The organism is Methylophaga lonarensis MPL (genome assembly GCF_000349205.1).
Lineage (GTDB): Bacteria > Pseudomonadota > Gammaproteobacteria > Nitrosococcales > Methylophagaceae > Methylophaga > Methylophaga lonarensis.
Genome location: NZ_APHR01000087.1, coordinates 1 through 16,228, shown reverse-complemented (window position 1 = coordinate 16,228; position 16,228 = coordinate 1). Strand labels below are relative to the sequence as shown.

Genomic DNA, 16,228 nt, shown 5'->3' with positions numbered 1-16,228 from the left:
CAGCTGACTGCTAATCTGCTGGGCGTGCTCTACACGATGCCATCAGAATCGGGCTGGAAGATGACTTATGGCTGGATAACGAAAAACGCATGCCAGCCAGCAATCCGGACTTGGTCAAACGCATCCGAAGGCTTTGCGATGAGTGTGGCCGTGCGCTCAGAGCCCCAAGGCTGCTGCGTCAACAACTCGCTTTAAAGACGCTGGATTGATGACATCACTCGCGCAAAAAACGCTTACCGGTGTTATCTGGAACCTACTGCAGCAATTTGCATCCAGAGGCATTACGGTGCTGGTGACGCTAATGCTAGCTTATTTTCTTGCCCCAGAGGATTTTGGTCTGGTGGCCATGATGGCGGTATTCCTAGCCATCGGCAACTCCTTGATGGATTCAGGTTTCAGGCAAGCGCTGATTCGGATGAAAGAGGCCAAACCGATAGACTTCAATACCGGCTTTTTCGCCAACCTGCTATTGGGCTTACTGGCCTATGTACTGTTATTTGCCAGTGCGCCCCTGATCGCTGAGTTTTATGCGCAACCACAACTAGTTGAATTGATCCGTATCACAGCGATGACCGTCATCATCAATGCCTTTCAGGTTGGGCATGTCGCCAAGCTCAGCCGGGAGATGAATTTCAAGGCGCAGTTCAAGGCCGTATTGCCAGCTTCTGCATTGTCGGCAGTGGTTGCGATGACGATGGCCTATTTCGGTTTTGGTGTGTGGGCGCTGGTGGGGCAGATGCTGGCCTCCGCTTTTTTCATCACCTTGTTTCTGTCGCTGCAATGCCACTGGAAACCGGGGCGTGAAGTCAGTCTTGAATCACTCAGCAGCATGTACAACTTTGGCTACAAGCTGTTTCTGGCTGGGCTGCTCGATATCGTATTTCGAAATCTATACGTTATAGTCATAGCCAAGCTATTCACTGCCTCGCACGCAGGCCTCTACTATTTCGCTGATCGAATCCGAGAGATTGTCATTTATCAGCTTGTGACATCAATACAACAGGTCACATTTCCTGCGCTTGCCAGCTTTCAAGACGATAATGACAGGCTTAAGGATGGCTACCGAAACGTGATTTTGGTTACAACATTCGTTTTGTTTCCAGTGATCATCCTTATGGCTGTAATGGCTGAGCCTCTTTTTCATCTACTGTTACATGAAAAATGGTGGCCAGCAGCTACCTATCTGGAACTCATGTGCATGGCATCTTTGTTAATTCCTCTTCATGCCATCAATCTCAATATTCTTCAGGTAAAAGGTAGATCTGATCTTTCTCTGCTGGTGGAACTGACAAAAAAGCTCCTCCAGACCATTATTCTCGTATTTAGTATTAATTTTGGCATCATCGGGATATTGTATGGGCAAATTATAAGCTCATCAATTTCCTTTCTGATTAATGGATACTTCTCAAAAAGACTCATTGGCTATTCAATTTTGAACCAGGTCAAAGATTTCATGCCAAATATGATTCTTTCATTGGTTATAGGTTTGTTCATTATTTTTCTTCAGAAAATTTTCGCTTGGAATGAGCTCGTCACTGTTTTGGCATTGGTTCCATTTGGAGCTGCTCTGTATATCTGGGCTTCTATTATCTTAAAACTGAAAGGTATGGTGCTTTTCAGAAAACTGATTAAAAATCAGAATACACAAAAGGCAGCTTGAACAGACTGCATGATGGAATCAGACATAATAAATCAGCAATTAAATTGGAAGTTTAAAGCGAAATAATATGAAATCATTTTTAAAAATAAAAAATAAGCTTATGAAGATTGTCGCTAGGTTTGGGTGGCCAAGAAAGAGGTATTGTGTTTTTTGTGAAAAACCAGTGAGTCGATTTTTACCATATAGGAACGGGAGTCGGGGACGGTCTGCATTCACAAAAGCAATGCAGGTTGTTGGAAGTGATGTCGACAATTTTAGCTGCCCCCGTTGTGGTTGCCATGACCGCGAGAGACATCTTTACCTCTACGTCCAGAAGCTGGCCCTCTACAACCAGCTTTCTGGTTATGATGTGTTGCATTTCGCGCCAGAAAAAAGATTAAGTGAACTGCTCGGGCAGATCATCAAAGGGCGATATACCAAGGCGGATCTCTATCCTGCGAGCGCAGATATCAAGCAAGTAGATATCACCAAAATGGCATTTAACGACCAAAACTTCGATCTAATCATAGCTAACCATGTTCTGGAGCATGTTGACGATGCCTCGAAAGCATTGAATGAAATTTACCGAGTTGTGAAGAAAGGGGGATATTGTATTTTGCAGACGCCATACAGTGAAAAACTGCAACACACTTTCTCCGATCCTGGAATCAATGATGAAATTGACCGGTTTCAGGCTTACGGTCAGGAGGATCATGTACGATTATTTGGTAATGACATCTTCGATATCATCACAAAAGCGGGTTTTGAATCTATGGTGACAACTCATAACCAGTTATTACCGGACATAGATGCTACTAGATATGGTGTCAATCCCAGAGAGCCGTTGTTCCTATTCAGGCGACCCATGTGAGATTTCGCTTTAAGACTTGAGAATGAAAACATTAAAAACACAAAGTGAAATAACTTCTTCATGGGGTGGCAACTATGATGAGCCTGTGGTCAGCATCTGCTGTATTACATACAACCATGAAGCCTACATTGAAGAAACGCTGGAAGGCTTTCTGATCCAGGAAACCGACTTCCCTTTTGAAATCCTGATTCATGATGATGCTTCGACCGATGGGACGGCAGATATTATTCGGAAATATGAAGCGAAATATCCAACGCTGATAAAACCGATTTATCAGGTGGAAAATCAGTATTCCAAGGGAAGGAAAATTAATCCTGAATTCAATTTCCCAAGAGCGAAAGGAAAATATATTGCACTTTGTGAGGGCGATGATTTTTGGACCGATCACAAAAAGCTGCAGATTCAAAAGGACTTCTTGGATTCTCATCCTGAATATGTCATTTGCTATACAGATGCACTGGCCTTTAATTCAAAAGGACTGATTGATAAAAACTATGCTGGCGCCAGAAGAGATCTTCCCGCAACGGGGTTACAACAAGCGTCATCAGTATCCACACTGACGGCTTTTTTCAGGAACGTATTAACAGAGAACCAGAACCCCGCAGAGTTTTGTAATGTGCGTTATGGCGACTTAACACTTTGGTCTCGGTTGGGTGATTACGGAAAAGGCAAATATCTGCCATCAGTAAAACCATCCATGTACAGGGTTCACACGGGTGGAATTCATTCGATGCAAACGAGGAAAAAACAATTGCAAATGCGATTGGAGACAATGATGGGCCTGTACTCCTATCGCCTTAAGCGCTCTGAGAATGACTTGGCTGATTTTTTCCTCGAAGAAATAGTTGTTCAGGCTTTGAAATTGCAAAAGTTCAAACTGATCAAAAATCTTCTACAGCGAGCCTTTAACGCACTGTGTCGCAAAGCAAGCAGCTTGCTGAGTAAACGATAAAACCGTTGCCAAATGACTGACAACAAATTAGCTATTGTGATCGTCAATTGGAATGCAGGCCATCAGCTTGCCGATTGCGTCCATTCCATTCTGGCGCATGGCGATGATTTGGTTTCCAAAATTATAGTGGTTGACAATGGTTCAGTTGATGGTTCCCTCGAAAAGATTCATGGGCTGCCGGGTGTAGTTGTGATTCGCACCGGCAAGAATTTGGGTTTTGCAGCCGCTTGCAATATCGGCGCTACGGAGGCGGATTCAACGTATTTATTGTTTCTGAACCCTGATACGCGGTTGCAGGAAAGATCCCTCTCTGTGCCATTGGCATTCATGGATCGGGCCGAAAATGCCGGTGTCGGGATCTGTGGCATTCAACTGGTCGATGAGCAGGGTGAGGTAAGTCGTAGTTGTGCGCGCTTTCCTACACTCGGTAGGCTTTCTGCACCTGCAATTGGGCTTGATAAGTTACCTGGCCTGGATGGCATTGGCATGCACATGCTGGAATGGGATCACCAGCATTCTCGTCAAGTCGATCATGTGATAGGCGCTTTTTATCTGATACGTAAAGCAGTGTTCGAAGCTTGTGAGGGGTTTGATGAGCGATTTTTCGTTTATCTAGAGGACCTGGATCTGTCTTTCCGCGCGAAACAGGCCGGTTGGGATAGTTGGTATCTGACCGAAGCTCGCGCCTTTCACGCTGGTGGTGGTACGTCAAGGCAGGTCAAAGCGAAACGTCTGTTTTACTCTTTAAGCAGTCGATTGTTATATGGTTTTAAGCATTTCTCGCGCTGGAAGGCTGGGTGCTTGGTGTTGGTGACTTGCCTGATTGAGCCTTTTACAAGAACGGTGTTCTGCCTGTTGAAGCGGGATTGGTCCGGTATCAGGAACACGGCTTTTGCATACATCTTGCTCTATCGCGCGCTACCGCAAATTATCTTGGGTAAACGTGTTGGAGAGCCATGAAGATACTTTTAATGTCTCGTTATGCCACGCTTGGCGCCAGTAGCCGGGTGCGTTCCTATCAGTATTTGCCATTTTTGCATGAACATGGTGTTTCGGTAACGGTTTCGCCTTTGTTTTCTAATGCCTATTTGCAGACACTGTATGATAAACGCACCAGCTGGCTGGAGGTGATAAAGGGCTACAGTCGGCGGTTTGTCAAATTATTTACGCTGTACAGGTACGATGTAGTCATTATAGAAAAAGAACTTTTCCCATTTTTTCCTGCGATATTTGAGCGGCTGTTACAATTTTCTGGTAGACCATATTTAGTCGATTATGACGATGCATTGTTTCATCGTTACGATTGCCACAAGTCAGGATTGGTTAGGTTTTTTCTGAGTAGAAAAATCGATACCGTGATGAGAAACGCTGCAGTTGTGGTTGCAGGAAACCACTATCTTGCAGAGCGAGCTGAAAAAGCTGGGGCAAAAAAGGTGATCATCATTCCTACCGTCGTTGATACTGACCACTATGTACCTCTTGAACGCTCTAAAAATAAAAGACGAGATAACAATTGGATGGATAGGTACGCCCAAAACTTGCCATTATTTATTATCGCTAATTCCTGTATTTGAAAACCTAAAAGCCCGTTATGACATTCGATTTGTTGCTGTTGGTGCTAATACCGAAGAGTTTCAAGATACGCCAATCGAGACATGGCCTTGGTCACAAGAATCTGAAGTAACTTCCATTCAACAATTCGACATTGGGATAATGCCCTTGATAGATTCCCCCTGGGAGCGAGGTAAGTGTGGTTATAAACTGATTCAATACATGGCGTGCGGATTGCCTGTCGTGGCCTCACCAGTAGGTGTAAATACCGAAATAGTCAGAGAACGTATTAATGGTTATCTAGCTACGAATGACGATGAATGGGAAGAAGCCTTGATAAAATTGTGCACAGATACTGAAACAAGACTACGAATGGGTCTGGCTGGTCGTGAGATGGTCGAGCAGCAATATTCGATTAAGTCACAAAGCACCAAGCTCTTGTCTGCCATCAAGCAAGCCATGCAATGATGAATAATCAACCGGTTTTAAATGCTCTGCGTTTGTCGTTTGTGTTTGATGGTGCATGCCCTTGAGTTTGATTTGTCATAAACCGCAGATTAGATGCCACACATTAACAACCGAGTGGTTGGAGATGGAGGAGCATTGATGGCAATACGACTGCTGTTCGTTGTCAACACTACCGACTTCTTTTTATCTCACCGGCTACCTGTCGCGCTGGCAGCCCAGCGTGAGGGTTATGTGGTGCATTTAGTTAGCGACTGGCTCGCTTATGAAGTCAGATGAGTTAAAGTGATATGGCATACAACATCATCACATCGGCTTTACGCGAAGTGGTCAGAACCCATTCAGTGAGCTTCAGCCGGATCTTGATTCGCTCGTTTCCCATTATTTCTGGAGGTGTTTGGGCTGCTCTGAAATGGTTTAGAGACATGATCCGGGCAAAGAATGAAAAAGGTGCTTAATGCAAGACAGTGATTTTATATCTGAGCCAAAGGATTTATTTAACTAATGATTGACTGCTAATAATTAGCAGGTTGAATTTTATTTGTTTGATAGTGTGATGATATAGGTTTTTTATTTTTATTACATTGGTGTGTTATTGGGTGTCGATGAGAAAGATAGTTTTTGTTGTAAATGATCCTCAGTATTTTGTTTCGCATCGTATGCCTATTGGTCTATCTTTGCTTGAAGGCGGGTTTGAGGTGCATTTGATCGCGCCGGGTAGCTGCCCTGATGTTTTGCTGAATAAAGGCTTTATGTATCATGAGGTTGATATTTCTCGAAATGGTATGAATCCATTTTTTGAGATGTTAAGTATTATTGAGTTGTTTAGAATTTTTAAGTCAATCAAGCCGGACTTAGTGCACTTGGTTACAATAAAACCGTATTTGTATGGTGGTGTCGCAGCACGTATGGCTGGTGTGCCTGCGGTCGTATCAGCAGTTGCCGGCTTAGGCGTTTTGTTCTCCAAAAATGGATTTAAGAATAAAGCACTTCGTTTTATTCTCTACCCTATATATCGTCTTGCTTTTGGCCATATAAATCAGATTGCTATTTTTCAGAATAAGGATGATCGGGAGCTTTTAGTCAATTGGGGTGTTCTGAAGTTGTCTAAGTCACGCCTGATTCGCGGAGCTGGTGCTGACTTATCGCATTATCCATGTTTGCCAGAACCTGTTGGCGTCCCCGTAATTTCTTTTGCTTCCAGGCTGTTGAAAGATAAAGGGGTTGTCGAGTTTGTAGAAGCCTCACGCATTCTTAAAGCACGAGGTGTTGAGGCTGTATTCTGGTTGATTGGTGACCCAGATCCAGGTAACCGTAATACTGTCACGCAAGACCAACTCGAACACTGGCAGAAAGCCGGCCTGGTCGAGTATTTCGGCTATCGAAATGACATTGCGAGTTTGTTTGCCCAGTCAAACATTGTGACTCTGCCGTCTTATTATGGAGAGGGGTTGCCTAAGATTCTTATCGAAGCTGCGGCATGTGGTCGAGCAGTCGTCACCACAGACCATCCTGGTTGTCGGGATGCTATTGAGCCCGATAACACGGGGGTTTTGGTACCAGTGAAGAATGCGTTGGCTTTAGCTGATGCAATTGAAGATCTCATTCTGAACCCAGATAAAAGACTGTTGATGGGCAAAGCGGGACGCCAATTGGCTGAACGCGAATTCAACATTGAGCGTATTGTGGAGATACACATAACTTTCTATCAAGAACTGCTTGCAACATGCTAAGTAACTTTATTCGAATTAGAGGAACCGACGTGGTGACTTTTGCCATTAAGACGGGACGCTGATAGTCATGGTTGCAGCCAAGTTGAAATTGCGAGTCATGGTCACGGGGTCGACGGGTTTTCTGGGGTCGGCGCTGACTGAAAAACTCTGTCCGGCCCGTCATGATGTTGTGGCGCTGGTTAGAACTTCGAGCAAAAGCCTGCCAGCAGAAGTTACCCAAATCGAGTCAGGAGATTTGTCGCAGTTGGCTGGAGGCCAGACGGTCAACAATCTGTTAACTACCCTACGGAATATTGATGTAGTTGTTCACTGTGCTGCCAAGGCCCATGTACTCAAGGAATCATCGGATGATCCCGAAACGGCATTTCGACGAACAAATGTGGATGCCACTCTGGTACTGGCGCGACTGGCGGCAGAGGCGGGAGTTGGTAGATTTATATTTCTGAGTTCGATTGGGGTGAATGGCAATCTCACCAAAAGTCCAAACCATCCTGAGTTACCGGAAGCTTTCGATGAAACTGTGACGCCTGCTCCGCATGATCTCTATGCACAATCCAAGTGGCAGGCCGAGCAAGGCTTAATGCAAATTGCCGATGCGACAGGCATGGAAGTGGTGATTATCCGTCCACCCTTAGTTTATGGCCCGAATGCCAAAGGCAACTTTGCCAGCTTATTAAAGTGGGTCAAACGAGGTGTACCTCTACCGTTGGGTGCAGTTAATAATCAACGATCATTCATTGCTTTGGATAATTTGGTTGATTTCCTTCGCTGTTGTTTGGTTCACCCCAAAGCCGCGAATGAAGTATTTGTGATTTCAGACGGTGAAGACGTTTCAACGACAGAGTTATTACAGAAAGTGGCAAACGCTGTCGGTCGTAAAGCCAGATTGATTCCAGTGCCGGTGAGTTGGATGCGGTTGGCTGCAAAATTGACCGGCAAAGTTGCTATTGCAGATAGATTGTTTGGTTCGTTACGGGTTGATATTTCCAAAGCAAGGCAGTTGTTGGCTTGGAAGCCCAAGGTGACGATGCAACAACAACTGGAAAGCATGGCTTCTCAGGCTGCATCGACTGAAAGTTCGGGAGGCTGTGGGTTCCCGCCTTCGCGGGAATGACTCTGTGTGAGTGAGGCCTCGGAGGGCTTTTATAGATCCCTCGACTGCGCTCGGGATGACAGAAAGGACTCGGGATGACAGGAAAAGAGCTCGGTGTCCTAGAAAAGGACTTGGGATGGCGCGAAAAAGGCTCCCGATGACTGGAAAGTGTATCTGGAATGACAAAACCGCAAAGCATCACGCAATTGCAACGAAGAATTGAGAGACTAGTAAATAATGACTGATAACCAAAAACTGAGTTGCTTCAAAGCCTACGACATTCGTGGCCGGCTGGGGGATGAGCTTAACCCTGATGTGGCTTATCGAATTGGTTATGCCTATGCCAGGCATTTGGCTGCCAAGCGTGTTGTGGTGGGCGGTGATATTCGGCATACCAGTGAGCCATTGAAGCTGGCACTGGCACAAGGCTTGATTGATGCCGGTGCACAGGTGATTGATATTGGCATGGTTGGCACCGAAGAAATTTACTTTGCTTCGTTTTATCTGGATGTTGATGGCGGTATAGAAGTGACGGCCAGTCACAATCCAATGGATTACAACGGTATGAAATTGGTGGGGCGGGGGGCATTACCGATTAGTGGTGATAGTGGTTTGAATGATATTCGGGATTTGGCGGAGAAGCTCAGATCGCCTTTTCAGCGTGGAGATGTGGATTCCCGCCTGCGCGGGAATGACGAGGGAAAAAGCGGGAAGGACGAGGGAAGAAGCGGGAATGACGAGGAGACAGGTCGGAAAGAAGAGGAAAGAAACCGGAGTGACGAGGAAAAAGACAGGCGCGATGAAGTAAAAGACGTCATTGCGAGCGCAGCGAAGCAATCCAGTGCAGCCGTTGAAGGTGGGCGCTGGACTGCCACGGCCTCCGGCCTCGCAGAGACGAGCGATATAAATTCGGATCTAGCAAAGTCGAACAATCTAACTTCAGATCTTGCAGATAAATCCGTCATTGCGAGCGCAGCGAAGCAATCCAGTGCAGCCGTTGAAGATGGGCGCTGGACTGCCACGGCCTCCGGCCTCGCAGAGACGAGTGATGTGAATTCAGGCCTCGCAGGGACGAGCGATGTAAATTCGGATCCAGCAAAGTCGAACAATCTAACTGCAGATCTTGCAGATAAATCCGTCATTGCGAGTGAAGCGAAGCAATCCAGTGCAGCTGTTGAAGGTGGGCGCTGGACTGCCACGGCCTCCGGCCTCGCAGAGACGAGTGATATGAATTCAGGCCTCGCAGAGACGAATGATATAAATTCAGGTCTCACCGAGACGAACGATTCTGAAAGTGTGTTCTCAGCAACACCTTTTGCTGAAAAATTCAGTCAACAATCCATTCTTGAGCCCTATGTTCAACATCTGCTGACTTATATCGACTCGGCAAAACTCAAGCCATTGAAGCTGGTGGTTAACGCAGGCAACGGCGCAGCAGGGCATGTGATTGATGCTATTGAAGAATGCTTTGCCGAGCTCAACGTTCCGGTTGAGTTTATTAAGGTGCATCACGAAGCAGATGGTGATTTTCCGAATGGCATTCCCAACCCCTTGCTGCCAGAAAATCGTGCAGCAACGGCCGATGCGGTTATAGCGCATCAGGCGGATATGGGCATTGCCTGGGATGGCGATTTTGATCGTTGCTTTTTGTTTGATGAAAATGGCCGCTTCATTGAAGGCTATTACATCGTGGGTTTGCTGGCGGAGGCTTTTTTACGCAAGCATGCCGGTGAAAAGATCATTCATGATCCTCGCCTGACCTGGAATACGATTGATCAGGTTTTGCAGGCGGGCGGTGTGCCCATCCAGTCAAAAACCGGCCATGCCTTTATTAAGGAACGGATGCGTAAGGAAAATGCCATTTACGGCGGCGAAATGAGTGCACATCACTATTTTCGGGATTTTGCCTATTGTGACAGCGGCATGATTCCATGGTTGTTGGTCAGTGAATTGTTGAGCGTTTCAGGGCAAACGCTTTCCAGTCTCGTCGATCAGCGGATGGCGGCTTATCCGTGCAGTGGTGAGATTAACTATCGGGTATCTGATGCCAAACTGACCTTGAACAAGATTACCGAACATTTTTCTACGCAAGCACCGGTGATGGATACCACTGACGGCGTCAGTCTTGAGTTTGAGCAGTGGCGCTTTAATCTACGCATGTCAAACACAGAGCCCTTGTTGCGGTTGAATGTTGAGTCACGCGGCGATGCGGAGCTGGTTTGGCAGAAAGTGGCTGAAATAGAGGCCATTATCCAATCTGCGGGCTGACCACAGATTTGTGATATGCCGCACAGTTTCTGATAAGCTCGTCAGGAAGTTTTTACTTGATACAGCGAACAGCCTGGGCAGAATGTCAGCAGGATGCCAAGCGTCAGTTGGGTAAACTATTGCGATGAGGTATCTGCTTGTTGAATACTCAACAGGCAAGCAGCCAGCGGGTTGGCAATGATGCAGCACATGGCTTTAAACGGACAGAACCATTTTCATTGAAGAGACACACTAATCATGACAATCCTGGTAACTGGTGGTGCGGGCTTTATCGGCTCTAATTTTGTGCTTGACTGGCTGGCACAGTCAGATGAAAAAGTGATCAATCTCGACAAGCTGACCTATGCGGGCAATCGCGAAAACCTGGCAAGTCTTGAAGGTGATGACAGGCACCTATTGGTCGAGGGAGATATTGGTGACACTGAACTGGTCACCGAACTGCTGAAAACCCATCAGCCTCGAGCGATTCTCAATTTCGCTGCTGAGTCACATGTTGATCGTTCAATCCTTGGGCCGGAAGATTTTATCCAAACCAACATTCTGGGGACTTTCCGTTTGCTGGAAGCGTCACGGGACTACTGGATGTCAATGGCTGATTCGCAACAAGCACAGTTTCGATTTTTGCATGTCTCCACCGATGAAGTGTACGGCACCTTAACGCCGGACGCGCCGCCTTTCAGCGAACAAAACCGCTACGAACCCAATAGCCCATACAGCGCCAGTAAAGCTTCTTCAGATCATCTGGTTCGTGCCTATCACCATACCTACGGCCTGCCGGTCTTAACCACCAACTGTTCCAACAATTACGGGCCATACCAGTTCCCGGAAAAATTGATCCCGCTGGTCATTCACAATGCTTTGCAAGGTCAAGCCTTGCCGGTTTATGGCGATGGACAACAGATTCGTGACTGGCTCTATGTGGGCGATCATTGCAGCGCGATTCGTCGTGTGCTTGAGGCTGGCACCTGTGGCGAGGTGTACAACATTGGTGGTCTTAACGAGAAAGCAAATCTGGATATTGTTGGCCTTATCTGTGAGCTGTTGGAAGAAATGGCGGCTGATAATCCACACGCAAAATCTGCAGAAAACCCTGAAGGGTTCAAAGGCTTAATCACCTTTGTCAAAGATCGTCCCGGTCATGACCGACGCTATGCCATTAATGCTGACAAGATAAACAGTGAGCTTGGCTGGACACCTGCCGAGACTTTTGAAACCGGGATCCGTAAAACCCTGCGCTGGTATCTGGATAACCAGGCCTGGGTGGAACGAGTTGTCAGTGGCGAGTATAGAAGCTGGCTGGAAAAACAATACGCATGAAGCTGTTGTTGTTGGGAGCCAATGGTCAGGTTGGCTGGGAGCTGCGAAGATCGCTGGCACCATTAGGCGAGTTGATTGCCTGTGACCGCAAGCTTGCTGACTTGAGTCAACTGCAGGCTTTGTCAGCGCTGGTTGATAGGCATCAGCCGAATGTTATCGTCAATGCGGCGGCCTACACTGCAGTCGATCAAGCAGAGCAGGAAGTAGAACAGGCATTTCTGATTAACGCAGAAGCTGTCGGATTACTGGCCGAAAAAGCCAGGCAACATGATAGTTTTTTGGTGCACTATTCCACTGACTACGTGTTTGATGGCGAAAAGTCCGGCGCTTACCTGGAGTCGGATGCCGTCAATCCGCAATCGATCTATGGCAAGAGCAAGCTCAAAGGTGAGCAGTTGATCGCTGCTTCTGGTTGCAAACATCTGATTTTCAGAACCAGTTGGGTGTTTGCGACACGTGGAAATAACTTTGCAAAGACCATGCTCAAGCTGGCGGCGCAGCGCGATACTTTGCAGGTTGTTGCAGATCAGTTTGGCGCGCCGACCAGTGCGGAGTTGATTGCCGACGTCACTTCACTGTGTTTACAACGCATTCTGACACTGAGTCAGCAGTCGATGATGCCGGACGAGTTATCAGAAACATTTTCCGGTATTTATCATCTGGTTGCGGCAGGTGAGGTGAGCTGGCATCAATATGCCCAGTATGTCATTGAAAAAGCCATCAGTCTTGGTTTTGAGTCTCGAATTCAGCCACAGGCTGTTCAGGCCATCTCCACAGCAGAGTTTCCAAGACCGGCATCGAGGCCGGCTAATTCGGTGATGAATGCCAGTAAACTTAGCAGAACCTTCGACATCCATTTGCCGGATTGGCAATGCTACGTTGACAGGTTGCTGGAAGAACTGTCACCGCAATTCTGAATCAGCCAATAAAGCATCATCCTGACTGGCAAGACACAGCAAACAAAGGAATCAAATAATGGATACGCACAGCTCGAAACGAAAGGGAATCATTCTGGCCGGTGGTAGTGGCACGCGGCTGTATCCAGCGACACAAGCGATTTCCAAGCAGTTGTTGCCGGTGTTTGATAAACCGATGATTTACTATCCACTGTCTACGCTGATGCTGGCCGGGATTCGCGATATTCTGGTGATATCGACACCTGTAGATACGCCAAGGTTTGAATCACTGCTGGGCGATGGTAGCCAGTGGGGATTGAATATTGAATATGCAGTTCAGCCATCGCCGGATGGTCTGGCCCAGGCATTTATCATTGCCGAACAATTTCTCGACGGCGCGCCATCAGCGTTAGTGCTGGGTGATAACTTGTTTTACGGCCACGGCATGGATCACTTGCTGGCATCGGCAGACGCCCATCGTGATGGGGCCACCGTATTTGCTTATCATGTTCAGGATCCTGAACGTTATGGTGTGGCCGAATTTGATCGTGATGGCAAAGTACTCAGCATTGAGGAAAAACCACTCAAACCCAAGTCAAATTTTGCCGTGACCGGCCTGTATTTCTACGATCATCGTGCAGTCGAGTTTGCCAAAGCGATTCAACCTTCTGCGCGAGGTGAACTGGAAATTACTGATTTGAACAAGCGTTACCTGTCAGAAGGCTCGCTCAAAGTAGAAAAAATGGGTCGTGGTTTTGCCTGGCTGGATACCGGAACACATGACAGCATGCTCGAAGCTGCGCAATTTGTTCAAACCATCGAAAACCGGCAGGGGCTAAAGATTGCCTGTCCCGAAGAAATCGCTTTTGCCAGCAGTTGGATTTCGGCGCAGCAATTGGAAACACTTGCCAAACCAATGCTTAAAAATGGCTATGGACAATACCTGCTGCGTCTGTTGAGAGAAGCCGATAGCAGCAAGTCAGATACTTAAAAGGACATCATGAAAATTACAGCAACCCCCATCGCTGATGTTGTGGTGATAGAGCCCGATGTATTTGCTGATGAGCGAGGCTTCTTTTTTGAAAGCTTTAATCAGCACAAGTTTGAACAGGCGATTGGTCGCCGTGTCGACTTTGTTCAGGACAATCATTCAAAATCGGTGCGCGGTGTGCTTCGAGGTTTGCACTATCAACTTCCTCCTCATGCACAGGGTAAGCTGGTGCGCGTTATTCAGGGGGAAGTCTATGATGTGGCTGTTGATATCCGAAAAGATTCACCTACCTTCGGGCAGTGGACCGGCCAGCATCTATCCGCTGAAAATAAAAAGCAGATGTGGATCCCCGAGGGCTTTGCTCATGCTTTCCTGACCCTGACAGAGACGGCAGAATTTCTCTACAAGACCACAGATTACTACGCCAAAGACTGCGAACGTGCCATTGCATGGAATGATCCGCAGATTGCCATTGACTGGCCAGAGGTGGGGGGCATCACCGTATCGGCCAAGGACGCCGTTGCTGCTGCCTTTGCTAATGCCGATATCTTCGAAAATTGAATGAAACTAGCATGCCAGACTTCTTGGGGGCAAAATGAAAAATGACAATGTTGTCTGGCACCAGCACAAGGTGACCAGAACTGCCAGAGCAGAGCAAAAACGCCAACAACCATGTGTGTTGTGGTTTACCGGTCTTAGCGCCTCAGGTAAATCGACTATTGCGGGTGCTGTAGAACAAAAGTTATTTGAACTCGGGCATCACACCTATTTGCTGGATGGCGACAATGTCAGGCATGGCCTGAATAAGGATCTGGGATTCAGTGATACCGACCGAGTTGAAAATATTCGCCGCATAGGTGAACTGTCGAAGTTGTTTGCTGATGCAGGTTTGATCGTACTTTCTGCCTTTATCTCACCGTTTCGTAGTGACCGACGGCTGGTGCGTGACTTGATGGCAGATGGCGAGTTTGTAGAGATTTACATGAACACGCCGCTCGAGGTCTGTGAACAGCGCGACCCCAAAGGGCTTTATCAGAAAGCCCGCAAAGGTGAAATCAAGAACTTCACCGGCATTGACTCCGAATACGAAGTACCTGAACACCCTGAAGTGATACTCAACACAGCTGAATGTTCGGTCGAAGAATGTGCTGCATTGGTGATTGATTACCTTCGCACTCACAGCATTATTCACGACTAAGCCGCTTGGTTTGAGATCCCTCGGCTGCGCTCGGGATGACAGGCAGGTGGGGTTGAGATGACAAAACCGTTGTCATGCTGACCGCAGCGGGGGCATCTCAAGCGACCTTGAAGGACTTTTAGAGATCCCTCGGCTAAGCTCGGGATGACAGTAAAATGTTTTAGACGCTAAAAGTCATGTGTCATGCCGACCGCAGCGGAGGCATCTCAAGCGGCCCCAAGGACTTTTGGAGATCCCTCGGCTACGCTCGGGATGACAGAAAAATGTTTTAGATGCCAAAAGTCATGTGTCATGCTGACCGGAGTGGAGGCCTCTCAAAAGGCCTCGGAGGACTTTTGGAGATCCCTCGGCTGCGCTCGGGATGACATATAAAGTCAGGTTGAGATGACAAAACGATTGTCATGCCGACCGGAGTGGAGGCATCTCAAACAGCCCGGAAGGCTTATAGAGATCTCTAACTTATGGCTATAAGTAAATTGTTACTGCTACCACGAGAAACCGCACACAAATTGCATCGAAAATCTTGTGAATTTGGCGCAAAGTCAGAAGGAACTGACCGTGAAAAATTATTATGTCTATATTCTGAGTAATGCCAGTAATCAGGTGCTGTACATAGGAGTTACCAGCCATTTAATCAGAAGAATTTATGAACACAAAAATCATCTCATCGATGGCTTCACGAAAAAATACAACGTTAAAAAGCTGGTTTATTTCGAGCAGACGAGTGATGTCGACTCAGCGATAGCTCGGGAAAAACAGCTCAAGCGTTGGCGTCGAGAAAAGAAGAATCATTTGATAAGCCAATCAAACCCAGATTGGCATGATTTATATCCAGACTTGGTTGAGTCGGGCGGCTGAGGGTGTTTTCTGGGGAGTATGATGTCCATCTGTGTTGAGCTGGTAATTTGCTGTAGATGCAGTCGTGTGTCATGCCGACCGCAGTGGAGGCATCTCAAACGGCCTCGGAGGACTTTTGGAGATCCCTCGGCTACGCTCGGGATGACAGGAAGTTTGTGATTGATGCCAAAAGTCGTGTGTCATGCCGACCGGAGTGGAGGCATCTCAAACAGCCCGGAAGGCTTATAGAGATCTCTAACTTATGGCTATAAGTAAATTGTTACTGCTACCACGAGAAACCGCACACAAATTGCATCGAAAATCTTGTGAATTTGGCGCAAAGTCAGAAGGAACTGACCGTGAAAAATTATTATGTCTATATTCTGAGTAATGCCAGTAATCAGGTGMTGTACATAG

The 16,228-nt window shown here is 47.0% G+C and carries 17 protein-coding genes and 1 pseudogene; all 18 read left to right on the top strand.

Annotation, left to right across the window (positions count from 1 at the left end; genetic code table 11):
* Positions 1-89: 89 nt before the first annotated feature.
* On the top strand, positions 90-209 hold the full coding sequence (locus MPL1_RS14495; protein ID WP_083859242.1) for a hypothetical protein: 120 nt from the start codon (positions 90-92) through the stop codon (positions 207-209).
* On the top strand, positions 209-1,660 hold the full coding sequence (locus MPL1_RS12870; protein WP_009727572.1) for a lipopolysaccharide biosynthesis protein: 1,452 nt from the start codon (positions 209-211) through the stop codon (positions 1,658-1,660). Before MPL1_RS14495 ends, MPL1_RS12870 begins: the two co-directional genes overlap by 1 nt.
* Positions 1,661-1,727: 67 nt before the next feature.
* Positions 1,728-2,510, top strand: a complete 783-nt coding sequence (locus tag MPL1_RS12865) for a class I SAM-dependent methyltransferase (protein WP_009727571.1) — start codon at positions 1,728-1,730, stop codon at positions 2,508-2,510.
* Positions 2,511-2,532: 22 nt separating this feature from the next.
* Entirely contained in the window at positions 2,533-3,462 is a 930-nt protein-coding gene (locus MPL1_RS12860; protein WP_009727570.1) for a glycosyltransferase family 2 protein, read from the top strand.
* Between the two features lie 12 nt (positions 3,463-3,474).
* Positions 3,475-4,422: a glycosyltransferase family 2 protein gene (locus MPL1_RS12855; protein WP_009727569.1), complete on the top strand. Its 948-nt coding sequence runs from the start codon at positions 3,475-3,477 to the stop codon at positions 4,420-4,422.
* A complete protein-coding gene (locus MPL1_RS13905; RefSeq protein ID WP_200858818.1) occupies positions 4,419-5,036 on the top strand; it encodes a glycosyltransferase family protein in 618 nt (205 codons plus the stop codon). The genes MPL1_RS12855 and MPL1_RS13905 overlap by 4 nt, the downstream gene beginning before the upstream one ends.
* Complete coding sequence (locus tag MPL1_RS13900) at positions 4,933-5,481, top strand: glycosyltransferase family 4 protein (protein WP_235045595.1); 549 nt, start codon at positions 4,933-4,935, stop codon at positions 5,479-5,481. The genes MPL1_RS13905 and MPL1_RS13900 overlap by 104 nt, the downstream gene beginning before the upstream one ends.
* Before the next feature lie 138 nt (positions 5,482-5,619).
* Positions 5,620-5,757 carry a glycosyl transferase gene (locus tag MPL1_RS13745; RefSeq protein ID WP_009727566.1) on the top strand — a complete coding sequence of 46 codons (138 nt, stop codon included), beginning with the start codon at positions 5,620-5,622 and terminating at the stop codon, positions 5,755-5,757.
* A gap of 326 nt (positions 5,758-6,083) precedes the next feature.
* Positions 6,084-7,211, top strand: coding sequence for a glycosyltransferase family 4 protein (locus MPL1_RS12840; protein WP_040577177.1), 1,128 nt, complete (start codon positions 6,084-6,086; stop codon positions 7,209-7,211).
* A 67-nt stretch (positions 7,212-7,278) separates the two neighbouring features.
* On the top strand, positions 7,279-8,325 hold the full coding sequence (locus MPL1_RS12835; RefSeq protein ID WP_009727564.1) for a UDP-glucose 4-epimerase family protein: 1,047 nt from the start codon (positions 7,279-7,281) through the stop codon (positions 8,323-8,325).
* A gap of 216 nt (positions 8,326-8,541) precedes the next feature.
* Positions 8,542-8,934, top strand: a pseudogene (locus tag MPL1_RS14515) (phosphomannomutase CpsG); the annotation flags it as partial.
* Between the two features lie 273 nt (positions 8,935-9,207).
* The gene (locus MPL1_RS14490) at positions 9,208-10,572 is read left to right on the top strand and encodes a phosphomannomutase CpsG (protein WP_456085334.1); all 1,365 of its coding nucleotides are present in this window, start codon (positions 9,208-9,210) and stop codon (positions 10,570-10,572) included.
* Between the two features lie 237 nt (positions 10,573-10,809).
* The gene (gene rfbB, locus MPL1_RS12825; protein WP_009727562.1) at positions 10,810-11,889 is read left to right on the top strand and encodes a dTDP-glucose 4,6-dehydratase; all 1,080 of its coding nucleotides are present in this window, start codon (positions 10,810-10,812) and stop codon (positions 11,887-11,889) included.
* Complete coding sequence (rfbD, locus tag MPL1_RS12820; RefSeq protein WP_009727561.1) at positions 11,886-12,806, top strand: dTDP-4-dehydrorhamnose reductase; 921 nt, start codon at positions 11,886-11,888, stop codon at positions 12,804-12,806. Before rfbB ends, rfbD begins: the two co-directional genes overlap by 4 nt.
* 58 nt (positions 12,807-12,864) lie before the next feature.
* Positions 12,865-13,776 (top strand): glucose-1-phosphate thymidylyltransferase RfbA, encoded by a 912-nt coding sequence (rfbA, locus tag MPL1_RS12815; RefSeq protein WP_009727560.1) that lies wholly within the window; start codon positions 12,865-12,867, stop codon positions 13,774-13,776.
* Positions 13,777-13,785: 9 nt separating this feature from the next.
* Complete coding sequence (gene rfbC / locus MPL1_RS12810; RefSeq protein ID WP_009727559.1) at positions 13,786-14,337, top strand: dTDP-4-dehydrorhamnose 3,5-epimerase; 552 nt, start codon at positions 13,786-13,788, stop codon at positions 14,335-14,337.
* 34 nt (positions 14,338-14,371) lie between these two features.
* Positions 14,372-14,974, top strand: a complete 603-nt coding sequence (gene cysC, locus MPL1_RS12805) for an adenylyl-sulfate kinase (protein WP_009727558.1) — start codon at positions 14,372-14,374, stop codon at positions 14,972-14,974.
* Between the two features lie 558 nt (positions 14,975-15,532).
* Entirely contained in the window at positions 15,533-15,832 is a 300-nt protein-coding gene (locus MPL1_RS12800) for a GIY-YIG nuclease family protein (protein WP_009727557.1), read from the top strand.
* The last annotated feature ends 396 nt before the right edge of the window (positions 15,833-16,228 follow it).

What these genes read in the sequence shown, in the direction of transcription:
- MPL1_RS12840 (WP_040577177.1), top strand. Translation starts at nt 6,084, where the DNA reads ATGAGAAAGATAGTTTTTGTTGTAAATGATCCTCAGTATTTTGTTTCG.
- rfbB (WP_009727562.1), top strand. Translation starts at nt 10,810, where the DNA reads ATGACAATCCTGGTAACTGGTGGTGCGGGCTTTATCGGCTCTAATTTT.
- cysC (WP_009727558.1), top strand. Translation starts at nt 14,372, where the DNA reads ATGAAAAATGACAATGTTGTCTGGCACCAGCACAAGGTGACCAGAACT.
- rfbA (WP_009727560.1), top strand. Translation starts at nt 12,865, where the DNA reads ATGGATACGCACAGCTCGAAACGAAAGGGAATCATTCTGGCCGGTGGT.
- MPL1_RS14495 (WP_083859242.1), top strand. Translation starts at nt 90, where the DNA reads ATGCCAGCCAGCAATCCGGACTTGGTCAAACGCATCCGAAGGCTTTGC.
- MPL1_RS13905 (WP_200858818.1), top strand. Translation starts at nt 4,419, where the DNA reads ATGAAGATACTTTTAATGTCTCGTTATGCCACGCTTGGCGCCAGTAGC.
- MPL1_RS13900 (WP_235045595.1), top strand. Translation starts at nt 4,933, where the DNA reads ATGTACCTCTTGAACGCTCTAAAAATAAAAGACGAGATAACAATTGGA.
- MPL1_RS13745 (WP_009727566.1), top strand. Translation starts at nt 5,620, where the DNA reads ATGGCAATACGACTGCTGTTCGTTGTCAACACTACCGACTTCTTTTTA.
- MPL1_RS12865 (WP_009727571.1), top strand. Translation starts at nt 1,728, where the DNA reads ATGAAATCATTTTTAAAAATAAAAAATAAGCTTATGAAGATTGTCGCT.
- MPL1_RS12870 (WP_009727572.1), top strand. Translation starts at nt 209, where the DNA reads ATGACATCACTCGCGCAAAAAACGCTTACCGGTGTTATCTGGAACCTA.
- MPL1_RS12860 (WP_009727570.1), top strand. Translation starts at nt 2,533, where the DNA reads ATGAAAACATTAAAAACACAAAGTGAAATAACTTCTTCATGGGGTGGC.
- MPL1_RS12835 (WP_009727564.1), top strand. Translation starts at nt 7,279, where the DNA reads ATGGTTGCAGCCAAGTTGAAATTGCGAGTCATGGTCACGGGGTCGACG.
- rfbD (WP_009727561.1), top strand. Translation starts at nt 11,886, where the DNA reads ATGAAGCTGTTGTTGTTGGGAGCCAATGGTCAGGTTGGCTGGGAGCTG.
- MPL1_RS12855 (WP_009727569.1), top strand. Translation starts at nt 3,475, where the DNA reads ATGACTGACAACAAATTAGCTATTGTGATCGTCAATTGGAATGCAGGC.
- rfbC (WP_009727559.1), top strand. Translation starts at nt 13,786, where the DNA reads ATGAAAATTACAGCAACCCCCATCGCTGATGTTGTGGTGATAGAGCCC.